The following is a 20,572-nucleotide window of genomic DNA, read 5'->3' as shown; positions in this document are numbered from 1 at the left end:
GCTTGTTAGGAATGGCGCTTATTTTCAATTTCTTGATTCATGCGGTACCAGATATGTAAATCATTAATCCGGCTGGCCAATTCGGCAATATCGGAGTTAATGGTACATGAACGCTCAAAGTTCTCTTCCTCAAACAGCTGAATCTGCTTTACGTTAATTATCGCTTCAAATGCCATGACGCGATCAGGAATCGTCCCGCGAATAATCTCCCATTCTGTCACAATGAACGTGCGTTCCCTCTCACTGTACATGTCCCACTCCTGATGGAGGGTCGGAAGCGGGATTCCAAGCCGGTCATTCCAACTAAAAAATTGGTTCACGTCTCAAAACCTCCATCAAATAATGTACCATTTCATAGAGTACAAATCCAGCGCGAAAACTTGTTCGCCATATGCTATACTTGGGTACATATCGCTTGCAAGGAGAACGAACTATGGGGAAACAGCCAGGCTCCGTGTCGATGAGACAGCTATGGCGTTTTTTTTTGCCGCTAGGAATTTCAGCCTCTCTCGTAACTATTTCACATGTCATTATCAATAGTACGCTGGCACATGCAGCCAATCAGAAAGTCGTCATCGCAAGTTATGCAATCGCCATGAGTCTGCTGATTATTACGGAAAGACCCGCCGTCTTGCTTCGCCAGACATGCTCGGCACTGGTGCGCGATAAGCAATCCTTCCGCGCGATGCTGCTGGTCGGCCAGCTTGTTTTCGCATCCATTCTCGTACTCGGGATGATGATCTGCTATTCGCCGCTTGGGACGTGGATATTCGGAGGCTTATTTGGTGCAGATGATGAGCTCGTTCCGCATATTCTCGATGTCTATCAAATTCTCATGTTCGTTAGTATTTTCTCAGGCATCCGCTGTTTATATCACGGTGTCATTATTTATAATTTACGCACCAAGTGGTTAACGATCGGCATGGCGCTGCGTCTGGTCGGGATGTACGGCATTTCCTTGTATTATATGAATAAAGGAGTTACCAGCGGTACGGTTGGCGCAGTAATTTTCCTGGCCGGGATGATGATCGAAGCTTTGGTAAGCTATTTGGAAGGATCTTCTTTGGTCAAACAAATGCCGGAGAAAGTAGAGAAACATGCCGTTCAGAATTTCAGGCAAGTATTCTCCTTCTACCGCCCGCTGCTGCTCTCCACGTTAATTGCAGTTTGGATCGGGCCTTCTATTAATATCCTGCTTGGCAAGACGAGCGACGCGGCATTGTCCATTGCCTCCTTCGCGCTTGCTGCTAGTCTCGTACAGCTCACCTTAAGCTTCTTTACTTATTTTCATCAAATCGTACTTAACTTCTATAAAATCGATCCGAAAGCCGTCCGTAAATTTACGCTGCTGCTTGGTTTCATCCCAACGCTGCTCGTCACGCTTCTCGCATTCACGCCGGCAGGTGAGTTCATCGTCGGCCATGTCATGGGCGTTGAAGGAAAGCTGAAGTCGGAAACGATCCGTGCCATGCAGCCCTTCATTCTTCTCGCTCTGGCGCTGCCGTGGCTGGATGTCGGCAATGGTCTTATCATGGTGCGGGGACAGACACGCATCATCCTAGGATCACAATCCGTGAATCTATTGTTCACGGTATCAACCTCAGTCCTGTGCATCCTATTCACACCCGGCTGGAATGGGTCGATCGGAGCATGGGCACAATCGATTGGGGCAGCAGCAGAATGTCTGTTCATTGCTGTTGCGATCAGGCGAGTCGGACATGCGGACAAAACGATGTCCAGGCAAGCAACAGATTTGGAGTGAAGTCATCTTGGGCTCAATACGTTCAAACCTAAACAGCTCTTCCGCCGATAATGCGCAAGCCGTTTCCAAAGCGGGCTCGGTGTCGCGAGAAGTGTTCATGCTTCGATTCTTTATGTACATTATCTACACCACGCAAGCCCTTGTTGTCTCCTACTTCCCGCTATACTTCATGGATCGCGGGTATACGGCAGGTCAAATCGGCATTATCTATTCAATCGGCCCGTTCGTTTCGATCTTTGCAAACATCATCTTCGGCACTGCAAGCGATCGTTATCGTACCATTAAGAAAATAATGTCGCTTCTCATGTTCGGACAGCTTGTCATGGTTTCGCTGTTATTTACGACAGATGCCTTCGTCATTGTCTGTTTCATTATGCTGGCTTTCTATTTCTTTCAGACACCGGTCAATCCGCTCAGTGATAGCCTGATTCTGTTATCCAGCCAGTTTACGTCTAAGCCCTACGCGCTCATTCGAGTGTTCGGTTCGCTGGGCTTTGCGTTCTCGGCTTTTCTAGTCGGACAGCTGCTCAAAGTAACAGGAACTTCGGCGACTATTCCACTGGCTGTAGGCTCGATCACGCTTGCCCTGCTGCTCTCCTTTTCGCTTAAGGATTATCAGGGAACAAAGCGAAAAATCGAATTTGGCGGATTCCTTAAACTCATTCGCAAGCCCAGCATCCTAAGCTATTTCGCCATCGTTCTCGTCGTTTCCATAGCGCATCGGATGTATGAAGGGTTCTTAGCCGTGACGATGCGGGAAATGGGTGCGGATAACTCCCTTGTCGGCATTGCGTGGATGATTTCGGCTATCAGCGAAATCCCTGTCCTCTTCCTGCTCGGCAAGTACGGCCATAAATTCAAAGAGCTTCCCCTGCTGGCCATCGCCAGTCTGATGTACGCGCTGCGCTTCTGGCTCATCAGCGAAATTTCAGAGCCGATCTGGATTATTCCGATTCAGGCGATGCACAGCATTACATTCGGTATTTACATGGTTACGGCGCTGCGTTATTTATCATCGATTATTCCGGATGAGTTCCGCTCCTCCGGGCAGGCCGTTTATGCGATCGTCTGGAGCGGCTTTGCCGGTGCAATAAGCGGGACGGCCGGCGGCGCAATTTTCGAGCAGTTCGGCAGGGCGGCTTTCTTCCACCTGGCCATGGCGCTTGCACTGGTCGCAGCTGTTGCATTCCTCGTAAAACATTACATTGACCGAGATGCTTGATTGTTTCCAAAAAAATAAGCCCCATCGCAGCCAAGCTGCAATGGGGCTTTGTATTGAAGTCTATTCTTCGTCCGACAGTTCGAAATTGACGTAAACGTCTTGGACATCCTCGTTATCCTCGAAAGCATCCATCATCTTCTGCAGCTTCTCAGCATTTTCGCCTTCAGCTGCAACCGTGTTTTGCGGCAGCCATTGAACGCTTGCTGATTCAAACTTATGTCCGAGCTTCTCGAGCTCAGTCTTTACCGCTTCGAACTCGTGCGGATGCGTGATGACTTCAAAGCTTTCCTCATTGACGATAACGTCCTCTGCTCCGCCTTCGAGCGCCTGCATCATCATCGTATCCTCATCAGTGTCCAGCTCTTCACGATTAATGACGAGCAGTCCCTTCTGATCGAACATATAGGATACACAGCCACTCTCACCCATGTTACCGCCGCGTTTATTGAAGATCGAGCGAACATCGGCAGCCGTACGGTTACGGTTGTCCGTCAAACAGCGGACCATGATCGCAGTGCCGCCCGGGCCGTAGCCTTCGTACATGATTTCTTCATACTCTACATTATCGTTGGCTCCCGCAGCCTTTTTGATAGCACGTTCAATGCTGTCTGTCGGCATTTGCTCGGCACGGGCTGCCGCAATTGTATTCTTCAGTGCAAAGTTCGACTCCGGATTCGGTCCGCCTTTGCGTGCATGAACGTAAAGCTCTCTCGCGAGCTTAACGAATTTATTATTTTTAGCCTGATCGGCCTTCCCTTTACGGTCCTTAAACAATTTGAATTTCATAAGCTCTTTTTCGCTCCTTAGCAGAGGTAATATAAATTCCAATCCTCAGTTTATCATCTTGTCCATGTTGCGGTCAAAGGCACGCAAACAAATAAAAAAAACCCAACATCGAAATGTCGGGTTCATCTATAGCATTTCCTTATGAGAAGCTTCCCAGCGGAAGCTGCATAGCTTACAGTTTGGTAACGTTTGCCGCCTGCGGCCCGCGATTGCCTTGTGTAATATCGAACTCTACGGATTGACCTTCATCCAGCGACTTGAAGCCTTCGCCTTGAATTGCGGAATAATGAACGAACACGTCCTCGCCATTCTCTACTTGAATGAAACCATAGCCTTTTTCTGCGTTAAACCATTTAACTGTTCCTTTCAAATGAACAACCTCCTAAAAATGAGCGCGACCGTAAAACCGGGCGACTTGCTTTATTATACACTCGATGGCAGTTATTTGCAATTAAACATTGACAAAAAGGACAAGTTGTGCTATCGGAAACTATAGTTGCTTGACCAGTTTCTTCGCGATGGTCGCTCTGATTTCATTCAGAAGGGCCACGGAAGCATCAATTTCCACTTTTCTCGTCGATACGCTTTCTACGCTGCAGCCGAGCGGAATCCCTTTCTCCAATCCGAAATCGAAGATTTCTTCAAACATGCGGTGTGAGAGCATAACGGATTTATCTAATATGTCATTGGAATGCTTCAAATCATTCTCCAGCCATTTCGGAATGCTGATGCCAAGCCATTTCATAAATTCCAGCGTCTTCGGCGACCCGCAAGGCGCAAGATTAATCAGGATCGGAACCATGTCGATTTCCTGATCTCTGCAGTAATAATAATAATCCGATAGGAAATTCTTAGTCGCTTCAATATTGTACGTGGCCTGCGAGATGAAGAATTGGCAGCCGCTGTTCATTTTCTGGACCACCCGGAGATGCTCATCGTTCTTCATCGTATGTCTTTCCGGTATAACGACACCGCCGAAGGTTAAGTTTGGATCCATCCGCTGACTTAAGTTATAAGCCTCCGGAAGACGCATACTCGTTGCCTGCTTGCTTGAAGAGGCTCCCACATATACCGAGAAGCGATCTTGATCCGATTCCGCCTGCAGCCATTCCGAGAACTGATTCGCAGAATAGTTGCCTACGCAGCGGTAAATGATTTTGGGAACCGCTAATTGCCGCAAATACTCATTGCTGTATAACGTGGGATCAACTGTCCGGAGAAACGGAAACGGCCGATCCTGATCGATTCGATCGCTCTCCTCCTGTACATCGTACAAGATTAAGCCATCTATTTGTAAACCGGCCAGCCGCTCCATTTGCTTCTGCGCAATTTCGGCGATTTTATCCGGCGGATGCGATTCCTTAGGCGGTGTCATGCCATATGTAATGATGCCCGGTTCTTTTCTGAGAATTCGTTCTCTAAGCAAGCTATCCACTTCTCCACTTCCTTCGACTATATAATTCACTAGTTGTTCTTTCGACCTCATAGTAATTCGCGAACGAAATCCGTTTATCCTTTTCTCCCCCGAAAGCCGCTGAATTTGACAGTATGCGACCATGAAATATTTGATTTCTACCCTATTTTATGGCTATCATTGTATGAAGCATCAAGCTATTTACAGAGAGGGATGGTCCTTATGTTTAAAAAGGTTCAAATTTATAAAACAGATAAATACAATATGCTAAATGTTGAAGTACAAGGCAAAACACTGATTGTTCGCGAGATCAACGATCAATGGGGCGAAGAATGCCATACGTTCGTAAGCCGCCCGGAAATGCTGCATTGGGCTGAGAACCGCTTCCGTCCGTCCGATTTTGCAGGCCGCGAAGAAGAACTCGAAGCCATTATGGAAGCCTTCAGATCCGTCTAAAATCCAGACTCGCAAGCAGGAGGAAAATTCATCCTGTTTATCGAACATAACCATGTACCAACCTGCATAGGTTGTGCGGAGGGGAGCTACATATAAGTGGATAAGACATCTACGATTATATTCATCATTGCCGCTTTTTCACTTGGAATTGTCATCATCATGCAGCGGAATAATATTCCGGCCAGCATGCGCAGAGGACTTGCCATCGCAGCGATCGTATTTATTGCATTTGCCTTTTTCCTGATCGTGTACAATTTGACAACGATGGGGACATAAGGAATCGACTGCCGGGCCAAACTAGAGGCACAACCTTTCAGGGAGCGTGACTTCTAGCGTGAAATGGCTGCCGATCCTATTATCGCTCTCACTGCTGCAAACCGGTCAAGCTAACGTCCTGCAGCGTGAAGCACCCCATTCTGCTGTTTCCGCCACATCTACCAACCATCATGCGAGGAGGGTTCCCATGAACCAAGTACCAAAACGCTCCGAAACCGCAGCTGAGCACCGCTGGCAGCTGGAGGACATTTTCGCGGATCAATCCGCATGGGACAAGGAATATGCACAAGCGAAAGAGCAGATGAAGAAAGTAGAAGCTTATCAAGGCAAACTGGCAGACCCTGCGCAGCTCAAAGCTTGCTTCGAGCTTGAGGACGAGCTTTCGCTCAAAGTAGAGCGACTCTATGTGTATGCAAACATGAAGCATCATGAGGACACGGCAGAGCCGGGCTTCCAAGCACTCTCCGACAAATCGAAGAAGCTGAGCGTCGAAACAGGCGAAGCGCTCTCCTTCATTACCCCTGAGGTGCTAAGTCTCTCCGATGAAGCACTTCAAAGCATGATTAATAATGCCGATCTCGCAAAGTATCGCCATACGTTAGAAGAGATGAGCCGTCAGAAGGCCCACGTACTCTCCAAATCCGAAGAAGCACTGCTCGCTCAGGTCGGTAACATTAGCCAAGCACCTGGCACTATCTTCAGCATGCTGAACAACGCCGACTTGAAATTCCCGAAAGTGAAAGACGAGAATGGCGAAGAAGTGGAATTGTCCCATGGCCGTTACATACAGTTTCTTGAGAGCAAGAACCGTGAAGTGCGCGAAGGTGCTTTTAAAGCGATGTACGACACGTACGGCAAACTCAAAAACACGCTCGCTTCGACGCTTAGTGCGAATGTAACGAAGAACTTGTTCTATTCTCGCGCTCGCAAGTACCCTTCTACGCTCGAAATGTCGCTCTATGGAGACAACATTCCGAAAGAGGTGTATACGAATCTCATCGGCACCATTCATAAGTATCTTCCGCTCATGCACCGCTACATGGAGCTGCGCAAGAAGCTGCTGAAGGTTGATGAGCTCCATATGTACGACTTATTCGCACCGCTTGTTGACGAGTTCAAAATGGACATCACCTTCGAGGATGCGAAGAAAACCGTCAGCGAAAGCTTGAAGCCGCTGGGCAGCGATTATTTGTCTGTGCTGCAGGATGGATTCGATAAAGGCTGGATCGACGTATACGAGAACGAAGGCAAACGCAGCGGCGCTTATAGCTGGGGCGCTTACGGCACACATCCTTACGTGCTGCTCAACCACAAGGACAACCTGAACAGCATGTTCACCTTGACGCACGAGATGGGCCATGCGCTTCATTCCTATTATTCCGACAACAATCAGGATTACCGTGACGCGCAATACACGATCTTCTTGGCCGAAGTGGCCTCGACGCTCAATGAAGCGCTGCTCATGGATTACATGCTGAAGAAGTCGACCGATCCGAAAGAAAAAATGTACCTGCTGACTTACTACGCCGACCAGTTCCGCACAACGGTATTCCGTCAGACGATGTTCGCGGAATTCGAGAAAATCATTCACGAGCGTGCCGAGGAAGGCGATTCCTTAACGCCGCAGGAGTTCAGCAAAATCTACTACGACCTGAACAAGCTTTACTATGGCGAAGGCATGGTCATTGATAAAGACATCGAGATGGAATGGGCTCGTATCCCGCATTTCTACACCAGCTTCTATGTGTACAAATACGCAACGGGCTTCTCCGCAGCAACCAGCTTCTCCAAGCAGATTCTCGAGGAAGGCGCTCCGGCGGTTGAGCGTTACCTTGGCTTCCTGAAGAGCGGCGGCAGCGATTACTCCATCAATATCTTGAAGAAAGCCGGCGTCGATATGTCGACTCCGGAACCGATCGAGCAAGCGATGAGCGTGTTCGAACAATTGATCGAGCAAATGGAGCAGCTGACTTCTTAAGCTCTGTTGCGAATAGCCCGATAACGAGAAAGAGCAGCCCAACCGGGCTGCTCTTTCTCGTTGCGCGGTAATTACGGCTGGGACGGCGTCCGCAGCGAGGCAAACAATTCGGTCGCTTCGGCGAACGAAGACACCGCGCCTTCGAGGCGTTGTAGGAGCTCCTCATCCAGCTGCAGTCCGCCTGCTTCCGTCTTCTTAATTTGTGAATCTACTGCATAAACGCCGGCGGAGACATGACGCGCATACAGCGCCGAAAGCACCGGTTTTAGCGCATAATCAATCGTGAGCAAATGAGCAATCGTTCCGCCAATGAACAATGGCAGCACAACTTTCCCTTCCAGACCGGTCTGCGGCAGCAAATCCAGATAAGTCTTAAGCACGCCGGTGAAGGAGGCTTTGTACACCGGACTTGCTACGATCACAGCATCCGCATCTGCAATCTGCTTATTCGCATCTTTAATGGCTGGGCTGTCCCAACGAGCCAATATGAGATCCTCTGCCGGAAGCGAAGCCACATGCAGTGTGCTCACTTCCCATCCAAGCCCCAGAAGCTTAGCTTCTGCGTAATCGGTCAAACCGTTCAAACGAGAAATCGGATTCGGACTTCCTGAAATTATAACTACCTTTGGCATTTCAACTCACGCTCCCGTTTTACGCTACATTTAACTTGCTTGCACAGGCAATCCATCTTATGGAATTAGTATACTAACAGAATTCCGATATGTAAACTATGAATAGTATAAAAATAATCCGGGAGACTTGCCCCTACCTAGAGGCAGTCTTCCCGGACCGAACCTTTATTTCGATTGTTCCATTTATTTCGCTTCAGGCGGGTACAAAATAATTCTTCCCTCTTCCATCTCTACCCGCACTTTATTCTTCTCTTTGAATTCTTCCGCCTGCAAATACGAAGCAGGTATCTGGAGACGCCCTGCTTTGTCGATAACGGCATACTCCACATGGCTCTCTTCGGAATCGAAGATGCTGCCGTTTGCAAGAGCAGCAAGCTCCTCCGCATACGATTGCCTTCTAATAATCTCCGAAGATGTTTTGCCGTCGCGGATCGCTACAACGCGGTCAACCTTACGCGCTAACAGCGGATCATGCGTAACGATAACGATCGTAATGCCCATTCTGCTGTTCAGTTCCCGGAACAAGTCCAGAATTTGATTGGACATGCGCGTGTCGAGTGAACCGGTTGGTTCATCCGCTAGCAGCAGCTTCGGCTCGTTCGCAAGCGCAATCGCGATGGCTACCCGCTGCTGCTCACCTCCGGAGAGCTCGCTCAGCCGGTTCTTAATGCGGTGGCTTAACCCGACCGCCTCCAGCAGCTCGAGCGCCCGCAGCCGTTTGCCTCGGCCTTTCAGCAGAATCGGCAGCTCCACGTTCTCCAGTGCAGTCAAATACGGAATGAGGTTGCGCGCGTTGCTCTGCCATACGAACCCAACCGTCTCCCGTTTGTATTTGACCAGATCGCGTTCCGTAAATTTAAGCAAATCCTTACCGTCTACAAGCAGCTTACCGGCAGAAGGGCGATCAAGCCCTCCCAGCATGTTCAGCAGCGTCGATTTACCGCTTCCGCTGTTTCCGATAATCGCCATCAGCTCACCGGCTTCGACATGAAGGTCCAGTCCTTGCAGAGCTACGACCTCCAAGTCATCCGTCTTATAAATTTTGACAAGCCCGTCGCAATGAATCATGTCTTATTCCTCCCCAAGCTTCAGCGCTTGCGTAATTTTCATACGCGAAACCCGAATGCCGAGCACGGCTAGCCCAATTGTCAGCATAACGCCTACGACGCTGTACAGCTGCACATAATCGCTTAGCTGACGGACAATTTCAAATGGCGGCACTTGATCCGAAGCGTTGAAGGACAGCTGGAACAGCGGAACGAACTGATTGCTCACCGCATTTCCGATCAGTACCCCGAATAGGATTGCTGCCGCTGAAGTTAACAGCTGCTCGCTTAGCAGCATACCGATAATCTGCATAAACGAGATCCCCATCGCTCGTAAAATACCGAATTGCAGCGTCCTGCCCGATAACGTAAGCACCCAGAACAATAGGAAACCGAAGAAGCTGATCATCATCGATATGACAAAGCCGAGCGTCATCACACCGTTAATCGCCAGTCGGAACGGATCGTTCTTCGAGCGAATCAGCAGCTGATTGGCATCCACAAGCTTCTCCACCGGTATTTCTTTCTTCTCCAGGTCTGCGTATATGACCGAGCTCGTTGCGCCTTCTTTCAGCTTAATCCATACTTCGTACGGTTCAAGTGCAAGATGGTTCTGAATATACGACAGATGACCGACAATCAAATTCGGCAGCCTTACATTCGGATCATCCTGGTTGCCGGACTGCGGCAGCGGATTCCATCCCGGCCAATAATCGATAATGCCGTAAACGATGAAGTTCGCACTGTCGAGCCCTGCCCATTTGGCTGAGATCGGGTCACCTGCCTTTACCTTGAACTTGTCAGCGATGGATCTCGAGATGAGCACCGCCTTCGGGTTACTCGCAATCAGGTTCAAGTAGCTGTTGATCGGATACTCCAGCAGTCCGCCGCGCATCCAAGCTACTTTGCCGAACTCAAACGTATCGATCCCGTATAGGGATGTACCGCCATTCTGCCCGTTAGCGGAGAAATTGGCATCATCCTTGCGGAATACCCGCGCTGCAGTATCCACGCCGGCAAGCTCGGTCATCGTCATGAACGAAGGCTCCGTATAGGTAACAACCTTCGGAGCTTGAACCGCTCCTGCGTCATCCGCATTGACCATGGCCGGCATGCCTGCCGGCGCCGGAGGCGGCTTGTCATTATCCCAATGCACGGACAATTGAATATCCGAGCCTGTCGTGTACTGAATCTTATCTTCCATATTCCCGTTGATTGTACGTGCCGCATTGGCGCTGAAGAGCCCCATTGCCACAGTCATAATCAGGAATACCTTAATCGTTAAATATTGCGATGAGGAACGGCTGATCTGCAGCAATGTGGAATACAGCGCAGGCGTCCACCATCTTCGGCCGATCCAGAACACCAGCTTAATCAGCCACGGATAGATGCGAAGGATGAAGAGTCCCGTTCCCAAGCTGAACAGTGCCGGCATGAAGAACAGCAGCGGATCCACTTGGATCGCATTCGGGTCCAGTGCGAGTGCCTTCAAATCGGCCATCCGTTTGTTAAAACCATAAAGCATATAGATCGCAATCCCAAGTAAAACAATGTCTATGCCTGTTTTGTGCCAGAAAGACATTTTGTTGGAGCGCGCCATCTGCTGTTTATGACCTACAATTGAAATCCGTGTAGCCAAGAATGCCGGAACCAGAATGAGAATGATGGAGCCGATAACGGCAGCACCGGCAATTTTATACGATGTGCTATTGAGCACGACATCCAGCGAGGAGCGCTGCACGAACTCCAGGAACCCGCTTGAAGCACCTAAAATTTTGGTGAAATAAACGCCTATGAATGGGCCGACCGCAAGGGCTAATAGACCAAGCAGCAGGCTCTCGACCAGAAACACGAGCATAATTTGCATACGGCTTGCACCGCGGCTGCGCAATACGGATATCTCTGTCTTCTGACGATCAATAATCAGATTAGCTGCCATATACAAGTAGAATGCAAGCATGAACATTACCGGCGAATATAAGGACCAGAGCATAATGTCGAGCTTGTCTTTCTTCACCGTATACGTAGCGATCGGATTCTTAGCCGGCATATCTACCGACGAAATGCCAAGACGCATGTTGAAGTAATTGTTCATGGCTGTAAATTGACCCAAATACGTATCGATATGGTCGATATTCATCTGCTCATAGTTAAGCGAATACTGCCAGGACAGCACCGATATTTTCAACAAGCCTTGATTCTCAATGAAATCATGGTTGAATTGCTTAAAGGGAATATAGAAGGATGTATTATACGATTCCACATTGAACTGGTCGTACGCATTGTCCTGCTTCGACTCCACGATCCCTACCGGAATAATGTGCAGCTGCTGACCGGTATCCTTGTTCGTATAAACGAACTCATGATCGAGATCACGCTTGAGATCAATAATAAACTTCTGCGTGACAAGCGCTTCATAGACACCATCGCTGCGGTTCGCATCCGGCATCCGTCCGTCGAGCAGATGCACCCGCTTCTCGATATCCGAGACGGTACGAAGGCTTCCCGTCACGCTCATTTCTTTCTTCTCGCGCTCGGAGGCATCCACAGGTAAAATCTTGAACGACTGTGTCGCCCTCGACATGATATACGACTGCGAATCCAGTCCAAGGCGCTGCGGTGCATTGTACATATACCGATCCGCTTTGCCAATGAGACTTCTGATCTCGTCAAAGGATCTTGTGCCGGAAACCGAAGTAGAGGCTCTTAGCGAGCCCGGATAGACGTTCTGATCCTTCTGAAGCTGTTGAAGCTCTTTATATAACGTGCGCTGCAAAATCGCATGCGAGTATAGCGGCATGGAGCTGAACAGTGCTACGCAGATCGTAAGCCCAAACCATAAGTTAAGCTGCAGCCAACGATTCTTCGCCATTTTACGAAAAATCATCGTCCAGATTGCCATTGGTTCACCTCTTCTCTTCTCATGAGCTGAAATTAGTTATTCAGAATCACTTTCATGCCCGGATCTAATCCCTTGACGATCTCCACATCCGTTGAGGTCATAATCCCCGGTTGAACGTCGATCTCTTTGCGGCGGTCGCCGTCGAGCGCCTGCACGTAGGTACGTCCCAAGTAGGTACGCAGGCCGCTGCGCGGAATGACTACGACATCGTCACGTTTCTCAAGCACGATATGAATATCGGCCGTTCGGCCGAGCTCGAAGGTCTTGTCCGGTTTGTTGATGGCAATATAAAGCAGCCTTGTGTTGCGATCATCGATTTCCTTGTTTAACGTAATCGGCGCATCCGAAGGAGATTGCAGCACTTTGCCGTCAAACTTCTTATCGCCCACCTTGATCTGGACAGCCATGTCGCGTTGTACGCCGGCAATTTGCTTCGCATCCTCAGCTGTGTAGATCAGATACAGCTGTGTAGGGTCCGCAACCGTAACAAGCGGCGTATAGCCGTTCAGTCCATCGCCCGGCGACTTCGTATCCAAATAAGATACGATTCCACTGATCGGTGTCGTTAGCTTCGCGGACTCAAACTGCTCGTTCATCGCATTAAGCATGAGCTGCTCCCGCTCCAAATCGATCTCCTTCATCCGCAGATCATTGCCGGTCACACCGCTCTGCTTCACTCGGAAATACTCAATTTGAGCACGTTCCAGACTCAGCTTCTGCAGCTTCACACGAAGGTCCAAATCGCCCATGTCCAGCTCAGCTACCAGCTGTCCTGCTTTCACTGCATCGCCCAGCTTCACGTGGAGCTCCTTCAGTCTGCCGCTTTCCTTATAGAAGAGCGGTACATTCTTGCTCGATGCGACTACAGCCGCGCCAGAGAAGCTCCGCTCAATGGTCGCCTTCTTCACTTCGATAGCATCTACCTTCTCCGCAGCAGGCTGCACAAGCGGCGGCTGCAGGACGACTTGCTTCTGCGGCAGAAGCGAACAGCCGGAAAGCAGCGAGGCCACAACCATTACTGCAGCAGCCTCCTTGACGAACAATCTGCGGCGATGTTTACGCGTTAGGTTCTGAGACAATCTCTCCATCCTCCAATGCAATAACATGATCGACGATTTCCATAATCCCGGGATCATGTGTCGTCATAACGACGGTCATTCCCAGATTCTCTACAAGGTCACGGAACACTTTAATTACCTGCAGCCCCATCCTGCTGTCAAGCTCGGCTGTAGGCTCGTCCGCCAGCAGCAGGACGGGTCTATGCGCAATCGCTCTGGCGATCGCAACGCGCTGCTGTTCTCCCCCCGAGAGCTCGGGCGGGCGGTGCTTCATGCGGGATTTCATGCCCACCCATTCCAGCGCTTGTTCGGCGCGCTCCTTATGCAGCTTCGAATCGCTGCCTGCGATGCGCAGGCCAAACTCCACATTCTCGTACGCGGACATAAGCGGGATGAGGCCGAAGGCTTGGAACACCAGGCCCAAATTCGTTCTGCGCCATGTGCTGCGCTGCTTCTCCGGCAATCGGGAAATAATTTGACCGTTAAAATAAACGTCGCCTTCTGTCGGCTGATCCAGCGCTGCAAGTAAATTCAGCAGCGTTGTCTTGCCGGAGCCGGAACGGCCTTTAAGCGCAATCATTGAGCCCTTGTTGATCGTCAGATTAATATTCTTGACAGCGGTTACAGAATTGTCACCGCGGCCGAATACGCGTTTCACATTATCCGCTTGGAGCAGCGGAAGGTTGCTGGCAATCGGCGATTCCGCCGTATGAATCTTCACGTGCGGCCATTCTCCTTCCCGAATCTATGAATTCGTTTACATTTACTTCTGTAAAAATTTTCTATTAGAGTTAGGATACTAGGCGATACCTAGGCTGTCAACCCGAGAAACCATTAGATTTATGCACAATTGCATCCAAAAACGTGAACATTAGGTTGATTATAACGCGTCGACATCCATAGGGATAGTCTTAATTGAATGCTTTCAATTCAGGGAGATTCTAGGAAAAGGCGCAGCCTATGATTAACGCCAGCAAGCCGGCCAGCGCCGAGGACGCGAAATTCACCGCGTCATTGGTCATCCCGGCGAAGCCGCGGATTCGCTGCACGGCGTTAGGGCTGCCGCAGTGCTCGGCGCGTTCGGTTTCGCTGCCGCATACTTGGCAGCGATACATCACTTGCACGGTCGCACCGAGCAGCGAATCGGCGAAGGCGCCGGCCGTGCCGGCGCAAGCCGCGGCGGCGAGCAGCGCGCCCGGCGCGACGCCCGCAGGCGCTGGCGGCGCAGCGTGCAGCAGCGCCGCGGCTGCGCCGATGAAAGCGGCGCCGGCGAGCGCGGCGAAGCTGCCAAGCGGCGTGACCCCGCCGCTTGTGCCGGGCGCAACGTGGCGCCCGCTAAGCAGGGCACGCGGAGCGCGGCGGCTGAGCGCGCCGATCTCCGTGGCCCATGTATCCGCGTTCACGGCGGCCATGACGCCGACGAATGCGTACACCCAAGCTGCCGCGGGCCATAGCGCATGTCCGGCGCACAGCAACAGCCCCAAGCCGCCATTGGCCCACACCTGAGCGGCATCACGGCGGCCGCTCTTGGCGTATTTCGCCTCGGCGGCCTGCTTGGCAGCATGTCTTCGCTTCCACTTGGACCACAGCGAAGAAGACAAGAAGAATGCCAGCAGCGTGCCGAACCAGAGCGGCCCGCCTAGAGCCACATAGCCTGTCCCCATAATGGCAGCCGAAACAGCCCCGCTGCCCGATAAGGAGCGAAGCCGATAGGCGGCTAGTGCGATAACGCCGCTTCCTATTATTCCGGCTACCAGCCGGCTTATGTCCGAACTCCAAATCTCGCTCATCGTTTCGTTCACGCCCCATACTCCCATTTTTTACATATCCTTAAGCAGGATTCGTTAAAGTTATGTTGAATTGATAGTGTCGAAGAATATACTTTTTTGTCAATTAAGGAGCGTTCGATTGCATATGTATGATCGTCATAAACGTCATGATGAAATTCTCCCACACGCTGACACCGCAAACGAACGGACGCCGGAAGAGCTGCTTCGTATCATATTTGATTATACCGCCAAAATCGGAGGAGAGCGAAACCTAAAGAGCGTGCTCCTCCTCATGGCCAACATGGGCCGCGAGATGATTTTGGCAGACCGGTGCACGGTGTGGCTCATCGATCATGCCCGTGAAGAACTGTTCACGACCATCGCCCATGGCGTCAATGAAATCCGAATTCCGCTCGGCACCGGCTTCGTTGGCCATTCCATCGAAACCGGCGATTATTTATTAATCGACGACGCCTACAACGATCATCGTCATAATGACGAGAACGACCGGCGCACCGGCTATCGCACCAAGTCGGTCATCACGGTGCCATTCGTTGGCAATGACGGAACGATAATCGGCGCTTATCAAGCCATTAACAAGCTGACGCCGCAAGCCGCCTTTACGCAGCGTGACCTCGAACATTTGAAGCTGGCCGCCTCCTACGCAGGCAAATCGCTGGAATCGGTCATCCTCCATGAGGAGATCGTCGCAACGCAGCGCGAAATCATAACCGTAATGGGGGAGATAGGCGAAAGCCGTTCCAAAGAAACCGGCAACCACGTGAAACGGGTAGCTGAATATTCCTACATACTCGCAATCGGGTACGGCTTATCGGCAGAAGAAGCCGAATTGCTCAAGATGGTTTCACCTATGCATGATATCGGCAAGGTAGCCATTCCCGACTCCGTCCTGCTCAAGCCAGGTAAGCTGACCGAGGAAGAGTTCGACCAGATGAAGCTGCACACCGATATCGGCTACAATTTGCTCAAAGCGTCAAGCCGCGAGCTGCTCAAAACAGCGGCAATCGTCGCCTATCAGCATCATGAGAAATGGAACGGCAAAGGATACCCAAGAGGACTTAGCGGCGAAGAGATTCACCTTTACGGACGGATTACGGCCATAGCAGACGTATTCGACGCGCTGGGCAGCGACCGTGTGTACAAGAAGGCTTGGGAGCTGGAACGGATTCTGCAGTTATTCCAAGAGGAACGCGGTAACCATTTCGATCCGAAATTAGTAGATATCCTGATGGAGCAGCTCCCTGCGATTCTTGATATTCGCGATCGGTTCCGTGATTTATAACCTTTATGTCAAAATAAATGGTGGTGCAGAGACCTAACTCTGCACCACCATTTTCGTTATTGGCTTTCATTCTTCGCCTGTGCAAAACGATCCGGATAATTCGTACAAATCATTAACGCGCTGTCGAGCGCGGCGAGACGTTTGATCATGGGCACATCATTCACGGTCCAGGCCATGACGTCAACTCGCGCAGCCCGCATAGAAGCCAGCAGCTGCTCCGATACTCGCGTATAGCCGACGGATAAGAAATTCGCGCCTAAGCGCTCCAAATCCGTTGTCAGCGTCCAAGGTGACGCATCTAGGATAAGTCCGGTCCGGACTTCTTTGGTCAGCTCACGCACCGTTCGCAGCGCCTCACGGTCAAAGGAGGTGATGACCGCATCATGCTGCAGTCCGTTCTTGTACAGCAGCTCAACAACCTTCTTCTCCATGCCGGGATAGCGGCCTCCGTAAGTTTTGAGCTCCACGTTTAGCCTGCAGCGGCCGACCGTTGCGTCTATCACCTGCTGCAGCGTTGGAATACCTTCACCTGCGTAAGACTTATCGAACCAGCTGCCTGCGTCCATCTTGCCAAGCTGCTCCGCCGTAAAATCATGAACACGCCCTGCAACCCTCGCCGTCCGTCTAAGCGAGTCGTCGTGGATCACAACGGGGATGCCGTCCTTTGATACCTGCACATCGAGCTCGATCCACTGCACGAACGGAAAACTAAGCGCCTCCCGAAAAGCGGCCATCGTATTCTCCGGCGCAAGTCCTGAAGCTCCGCGGTGGGCAACACACGGATTCAACATCATCCTCACTCCTTCGGCTGAATGTTCCCTGCCTTATCCACAGTTGCATGGAAGGAAATACCCGATAAGCGCTTGAGCAATGCCGCTCCCTCTTCGCCTGCCAGAGGCGCTGGCTGTGACTGCACCGCACGCATCGGATTAAAGTTCAACGAGCAATCGCCTTTCACATTACAAGCTGCATTGAGGACTCCGGTGTCTTTCGTTTTATCCGGCGTCATGCCACTGAATATAAAATTGCCTAAGCTGTATGCAATCCATTTCCCTTTGTACGATTCAAAGCCCTGAAGAACATGAGGATGACTGCCGATGACTAAATCTGCCCCTGCATCAATATATTCATGTGCTAATCTTTTCTGATCGTTATTTGGTAAATCTTCGCGTTCGATTCCCCAGTGCACCATGATCACGACAATATCGGCTTGCTTCTTAGCCTGTTTAATGGCCGCAACCGCGCGCGTAGAGTCATAGGTTTCCGCCAGGCCGGCATGATCCTTCGTAGCCTTCCAGGAACCGACAGGTATGACTCGCGTTAATCCCAGATAAGCAATACTGATCCCTTTAGCTTCCAGCAATACGGGCTTGAACGCTTCCAGTTCATCCCGCCCGGCACCCATATTCGGAATGCCGGCTTCATCGAGATGGTCAATCGTATCGAGCAGTCCTTCTTCGCCTTGGTCCAGCGTATGATTGTTGGCTAAATTGACAACATCAATTCCGGCTGCCTTCAAGGCTGGCAGTGCGTCCGGCGAAGATTTGTAGACATATTGTTTATTCTCGGCAGGCGTACCGCGCAATGTAACGGGCGTCTCCAAATTGACCGCCATGAGGTCCGGTGTTTTCAATTCATGCAATACTTTCGCATAGGGGTAGTCATAGCCGTTCTGAAGCATCAGCTTCTCAACGGAAGCCGCCAGTAAAACGTCACCCGTGAAAGATAAATTCACTTGACCTCCGGCCTCTGCGGAACCTGCGCCGCCTACTGCCGCTTCATTATCGGCTGCGGGTTGATCATCAATCGGCTCAAAGATGGTATGTCCTTCTGTACCCGATGACGGATCATCCGTCTCCGGCGTATTTGTAGTCGTATTCGAATCATCTGCAGATGGTTTGTCAGCCGCAGCGTTATTGCTGCCGGCAGGCGCATTTGGCTCATTAGCCTCCGTATTGAGCTTCTCATTGCCATTCTGTCGCTGCACGACATAAACGACCGCAAGTGTACCGATAATCAGCAGGAGGATAAGGTTAATCGCAAACAGGCGTTTCATTCTGCGGGAACGTTGTTGTTTCGCATGTTGACGAGATTCAGAGCGGGAAATAGGCATAGTAGGTGAGCTCCTTTTCTTCAAACGATGACCCATTCATTATACACCATATTCCGAACGCTATTGGAAGCTTTTTCATTTAAGAATCCGGCTTCACCGAATAATACAGCTGATCATTTTGCTTAGTTCCGGTAACATATCCATGGCGCTCTAAGTGGAATAAATGGGCGAGCGTCTCCGACATGGCAAACCTCAAATTATGTGTATTGCCGGCAATCCGTTCGCCGAAGAGCCGCATGCAAAGCGTATAACCCGTCATCGGCTCCGCTTGAATCAGCTCGCGAATTTGGAGCAGCCTCCGTTCATGGTGGGATGCCAGTTGAACAATCCGTTCACTGAAGTTCGCGAAGGGATCCCGATGCCCCGGAAAAGCGAGCTCAACCTCATACCCCTTCAGCGCCTCCAGGCTATCCAGAAACTGCTGCAACTGATCATGGTTTTCACCTGGTACGACGCTGATGTTCGGAGTAATATCCGGCAGCACTTGATCGCCGCATAACATACGTTTCTGAAGCGGCTCATAGAAACACAACTGGCCCCGCGCATGTCCCGGGCAGTCGATCATTTGCCACTCTGAATCGCCAATTGTCATCGTCCGGCCTGCTTTCAGAAAGGTAACGTTCGGCTGCGGCGTAACTCTCTCTATGAAGCTTTCAAGATGCGGCGTAATTTCCGCTACGACGGATTCCGGCATTCCCTGCTCGGCGTATAGCTTCGTCAGCGAGGCAGCAAATTCCGCACCAAGGTCGGCTCCCCATAAGCGCTGCGTATAGGCATACGAGAGCTCAGAAATATAAACAGGAGCACCTGTCCGCGCTTGGAACCACCCTGCCAATCCGTAATGGTCAGGATGCTGATGTGTCAGAATGATGGTATGAATCGCCTCGAAAGGAATCGATAGCTCAAGCAATGCCTCGGACCAGGCCTGAACCGCCACTTCCGTATGTAATCCCGGGTCAATCAGCGTGTAACCTGCGGTGTCCGGGATCAAATAGCTGTTCACCCATCTCAGCGAGAACGGCAGCGGAACTTTAACCTGTACAATTCCGCCTTGCCACTGTGTCACCATCGATTTTGCCCCTTCATTCACGATAACGCCCTGCCTTTCATAATCATCCGCGGTGAATGTTTCTCATCGTACGGTCGTCCTTCATAATCCCCATAACGCTGCTCCAGTACCAATCCCGCTTCCCGGAGTGCTTGTTCAAACCAAGACAATGGGAACAAACGAACCCGCTCCTCATAACAGCGGGAAGCCTCGGCCCCCTCTTGTGACGTGATATGTATTTGCTTTAACACCCAGCCGTCTGCTATGGCCCGCTGTTCGCTAATGTGCAGCCCTGTCTCTTCATCGGCACGCTCGGAATGCGGTACCAGATTAGCAGCCACATAGGACGGGTTCATGAAATCGATTAAGAAAGTCCCCTGCGGCTTCAGCACTCTGCGAATCTCTCGGATGACACGCTGGTTGTCCGATTCGATATCGAAATAACCGAAGGACGTGAACAAATTAACGGTCGCATCAAAGCTGTTGTCCGCGAACGGCAGCTCTCTCATATCGCCTTGGATGAGTGCATGAATATGGCCTTGCTCATTGCATTCGCGCGCTTTCTGAAGCAAGGATTCCGACAAGTCGATGCCGGTGACATTGTAGCCCAGCTGCGCTAAGGCAAGAGCATGCCGTCCCATTCCGCATCCGATATCGAGTACGGAGGCACCGGGCGCAAGCTCCAGCCACCCTGCCATGGTTTCCACTTCACGCGCCGCCTGCTCCCAATTGCGGTGCCGATACACAACCATATAATCAGAGCCGAAACTGCGCTCATACCAATTCGTCATACGCGCTTCCCCTCTC

The 20,572-nt window shown here is 50.9% G+C and carries 20 protein-coding genes; 6 read left to right on the top strand and 14 right to left on the bottom strand.

Annotated features, from left to right (window positions below; translation table 11 throughout):
- Positions 1-5 precede the first annotated feature (5 nt).
- The gene (locus AC50Y3_RS09800; protein WP_494818563.1) at positions 6-320 is read right to left on the bottom strand and encodes a hypothetical protein; all 315 of its coding nucleotides are present in this window, start codon (positions 318-320) and stop codon (positions 6-8) included.
- Between the two features lie 113 nt (positions 321-433).
- Here AC50Y3_RS09800 and AC50Y3_RS09795 point away from each other — a divergent pair, with 113 nt between their 5' ends.
- Both AC50Y3_RS09795 and AC50Y3_RS09790 read left to right on the top strand, forming a co-directional pair.
- Complete coding sequence (locus tag AC50Y3_RS09795) at positions 434-1,762, top strand: multi antimicrobial extrusion protein MatE (protein WP_494818562.1); 1,329 nt, start codon at positions 434-436, stop codon at positions 1,760-1,762.
- 7 nt (positions 1,763-1,769) lie between these two features.
- The gene (locus AC50Y3_RS09790; RefSeq protein ID WP_494818561.1) at positions 1,770-2,984 is read left to right on the top strand and encodes an MFS transporter; all 1,215 of its coding nucleotides are present in this window, start codon (positions 1,770-1,772) and stop codon (positions 2,982-2,984) included.
- A 60-nt stretch (positions 2,985-3,044) separates the two neighbouring features.
- Here AC50Y3_RS09790 and AC50Y3_RS09785 read toward each other — a convergent pair whose 3' ends face one another.
- The 3 genes from AC50Y3_RS09785 to AC50Y3_RS09775 all read right to left on the bottom strand — a co-directional run bounded on the left by AC50Y3_RS09785 (position 3,045) and on the right by AC50Y3_RS09775 (position 5,205).
- Positions 3,045-3,770, bottom strand: a complete 726-nt coding sequence (locus AC50Y3_RS09785; RefSeq protein WP_494818560.1) for a YebC/PmpR family DNA-binding transcriptional regulator — start codon at positions 3,768-3,770, stop codon at positions 3,045-3,047.
- A 172-nt stretch (positions 3,771-3,942) separates the two neighbouring features.
- Positions 3,943-4,140: a cold shock domain-containing protein gene (locus tag AC50Y3_RS09780; RefSeq protein WP_090981718.1), complete on the bottom strand. Its 198-nt coding sequence runs from the start codon at positions 4,138-4,140 to the stop codon at positions 3,943-3,945.
- 120 nt (positions 4,141-4,260) lie between these two features.
- Positions 4,261-5,205, bottom strand: coding sequence for a methylenetetrahydrofolate reductase (locus AC50Y3_RS09775; protein WP_494818559.1), 945 nt, complete (start codon positions 5,203-5,205; stop codon positions 4,261-4,263).
- Positions 5,206-5,406: 201 nt separating this feature from the next.
- On the opposite strand from AC50Y3_RS09775, the gene AC50Y3_RS09770 reads away from it, so the two are divergent.
- From AC50Y3_RS09770 to pepF, 3 genes are all read left to right on the top strand, one after another.
- Positions 5,407-5,640: a hypothetical protein gene (locus tag AC50Y3_RS09770; protein WP_494818558.1), complete on the top strand. Its 234-nt coding sequence runs from the start codon at positions 5,407-5,409 to the stop codon at positions 5,638-5,640.
- A gap of 96 nt (positions 5,641-5,736) precedes the next feature.
- On the top strand, positions 5,737-5,916 hold the full coding sequence (locus AC50Y3_RS09765; protein WP_494818557.1) for a hypothetical protein: 180 nt from the start codon (positions 5,737-5,739) through the stop codon (positions 5,914-5,916).
- 187 nt (positions 5,917-6,103) lie between these two features.
- The gene (pepF, locus tag AC50Y3_RS09760) at positions 6,104-7,894 is read left to right on the top strand and encodes an oligoendopeptidase F (protein ID WP_494818556.1); all 1,791 of its coding nucleotides are present in this window, start codon (positions 6,104-6,106) and stop codon (positions 7,892-7,894) included.
- A 71-nt stretch (positions 7,895-7,965) separates the two neighbouring features.
- Here pepF and ssuE read toward each other — a convergent pair whose 3' ends face one another.
- From ssuE to AC50Y3_RS09730, 6 genes are all read right to left on the bottom strand, one after another.
- On the bottom strand, positions 7,966-8,526 hold the full coding sequence (gene ssuE / locus AC50Y3_RS09755; protein WP_494818555.1) for an NADPH-dependent FMN reductase: 561 nt from the start codon (positions 8,524-8,526) through the stop codon (positions 7,966-7,968).
- Positions 8,527-8,709: 183 nt separating this feature from the next.
- The gene (locus AC50Y3_RS09750; RefSeq protein WP_494818554.1) at positions 8,710-9,594 is read right to left on the bottom strand and encodes an ABC transporter ATP-binding protein; all 885 of its coding nucleotides are present in this window, start codon (positions 9,592-9,594) and stop codon (positions 8,710-8,712) included.
- 3 nt (positions 9,595-9,597) lie between these two features.
- Positions 9,598-12,474 carry an ABC transporter permease gene (locus tag AC50Y3_RS09745; RefSeq protein WP_494818553.1) on the bottom strand — a complete coding sequence of 959 codons (2,877 nt, stop codon included), beginning with the start codon at positions 12,472-12,474 and terminating at the stop codon, positions 9,598-9,600.
- Between the two features lie 32 nt (positions 12,475-12,506).
- A complete protein-coding gene (locus AC50Y3_RS09740; RefSeq protein WP_494818552.1) occupies positions 12,507-13,553 on the bottom strand; it encodes an efflux RND transporter periplasmic adaptor subunit in 1,047 nt (348 codons plus the stop codon).
- On the bottom strand, positions 13,531-14,253 hold the full coding sequence (locus tag AC50Y3_RS09735) for an ABC transporter ATP-binding protein (protein WP_494818551.1): 723 nt from the start codon (positions 14,251-14,253) through the stop codon (positions 13,531-13,533). Before AC50Y3_RS09735 ends, AC50Y3_RS09740 begins: the two co-directional genes overlap by 23 nt.
- Before the next feature lie 220 nt (positions 14,254-14,473).
- Positions 14,474-15,322 (bottom strand): DUF92 domain-containing protein, encoded by an 849-nt coding sequence (locus AC50Y3_RS09730; protein WP_494818623.1) that lies wholly within the window; start codon positions 15,320-15,322, stop codon positions 14,474-14,476.
- Between the two features lie 124 nt (positions 15,323-15,446).
- Here AC50Y3_RS09730 and AC50Y3_RS09725 point away from each other — a divergent pair, with 124 nt between their 5' ends.
- Positions 15,447-16,604, top strand: coding sequence for an HD domain-containing phosphohydrolase (locus AC50Y3_RS09725; protein ID WP_494818550.1), 1,158 nt, complete (start codon positions 15,447-15,449; stop codon positions 16,602-16,604).
- 56 nt (positions 16,605-16,660) lie between these two features.
- Here AC50Y3_RS09725 and AC50Y3_RS09720 read toward each other — a convergent pair whose 3' ends face one another.
- The 4 genes from AC50Y3_RS09720 to AC50Y3_RS09705 form a co-directional block, all read right to left on the bottom strand.
- Positions 16,661-17,395, bottom strand: a complete 735-nt coding sequence (locus tag AC50Y3_RS09720; RefSeq protein WP_494818622.1) for a glycerophosphodiester phosphodiesterase — start codon at positions 17,393-17,395, stop codon at positions 16,661-16,663.
- A gap of 5 nt (positions 17,396-17,400) precedes the next feature.
- The gene (locus AC50Y3_RS09715; RefSeq protein ID WP_494818549.1) at positions 17,401-18,717 is read right to left on the bottom strand and encodes a CapA family protein; all 1,317 of its coding nucleotides are present in this window, start codon (positions 18,715-18,717) and stop codon (positions 17,401-17,403) included.
- A 79-nt stretch (positions 18,718-18,796) separates the two neighbouring features.
- Positions 18,797-19,807, bottom strand: coding sequence for an MBL fold metallo-hydrolase (locus tag AC50Y3_RS09710; RefSeq protein WP_494818548.1), 1,011 nt, complete (start codon positions 19,805-19,807; stop codon positions 18,797-18,799).
- Positions 19,804-20,556, bottom strand: a complete 753-nt coding sequence (locus AC50Y3_RS09705; RefSeq protein ID WP_494818547.1) for a class I SAM-dependent methyltransferase — start codon at positions 20,554-20,556, stop codon at positions 19,804-19,806. The genes AC50Y3_RS09710 and AC50Y3_RS09705 overlap by 4 nt, the downstream gene beginning before the upstream one ends.
- Positions 20,557-20,572: the final 16 nt, after the last annotated feature.

This window comes from Paenibacillus sp. J22R98 (assembly GCF_059383835.1).
The sequence above is the reverse complement of the archived record's forward strand: the minus strand, read 5'-3'. Positions and strand labels throughout refer to the sequence as shown.

What these genes read in the sequence shown, in the direction of transcription:
- AC50Y3_RS09795 (WP_494818562.1), top strand. Translation starts at nt 434, where the DNA reads ATGGGGAAACAGCCAGGCTCCGTGTCGATGAGACAGCTATGGCGTTTT.
- AC50Y3_RS09785 (WP_494818560.1), bottom strand. Translation starts at nt 3,770, where the DNA reads ATGAAATTCAAATTGTTTAAGGACCGTAAAGGGAAGGCCGATCAGGCT.
- AC50Y3_RS09770 (WP_494818558.1), top strand. Translation starts at nt 5,407, where the DNA reads ATGTTTAAAAAGGTTCAAATTTATAAAACAGATAAATACAATATGCTA.
- pepF (WP_494818556.1), top strand. Translation starts at nt 6,104, where the DNA reads ATGAACCAAGTACCAAAACGCTCCGAAACCGCAGCTGAGCACCGCTGG.
- ssuE (WP_494818555.1), bottom strand. Translation starts at nt 8,526, where the DNA reads ATGCCAAAGGTAGTTATAATTTCAGGAAGTCCGAATCCGATTTCTCGT.
- AC50Y3_RS09750 (WP_494818554.1), bottom strand. Translation starts at nt 9,594, where the DNA reads ATGATTCATTGCGACGGGCTTGTCAAAATTTATAAGACGGATGACTTG.
- AC50Y3_RS09745 (WP_494818553.1), bottom strand. Translation starts at nt 12,474, where the DNA reads ATGGCAATCTGGACGATGATTTTTCGTAAAATGGCGAAGAATCGTTGG.
- AC50Y3_RS09730 (WP_494818623.1), bottom strand. Translation starts at nt 15,322, where the DNA reads ATGAGCGAGATTTGGAGTTCGGACATAAGCCGGCTGGTAGCCGGAATA.
- AC50Y3_RS09725 (WP_494818550.1), top strand. Translation starts at nt 15,447, where the DNA reads ATGTATGATCGTCATAAACGTCATGATGAAATTCTCCCACACGCTGAC.
- AC50Y3_RS09720 (WP_494818622.1), bottom strand. Translation starts at nt 17,395, where the DNA reads ATGTTGAATCCGTGTGTTGCCCACCGCGGAGCTTCAGGACTTGCGCCG.
- AC50Y3_RS09715 (WP_494818549.1), bottom strand. Translation starts at nt 18,717, where the DNA reads ATGCCTATTTCCCGCTCTGAATCTCGTCAACATGCGAAACAACAACGT.
- AC50Y3_RS09705 (WP_494818547.1), bottom strand. Translation starts at nt 20,556, where the DNA reads ATGACGAATTGGTATGAGCGCAGTTTCGGCTCTGATTATATGGTTGTG.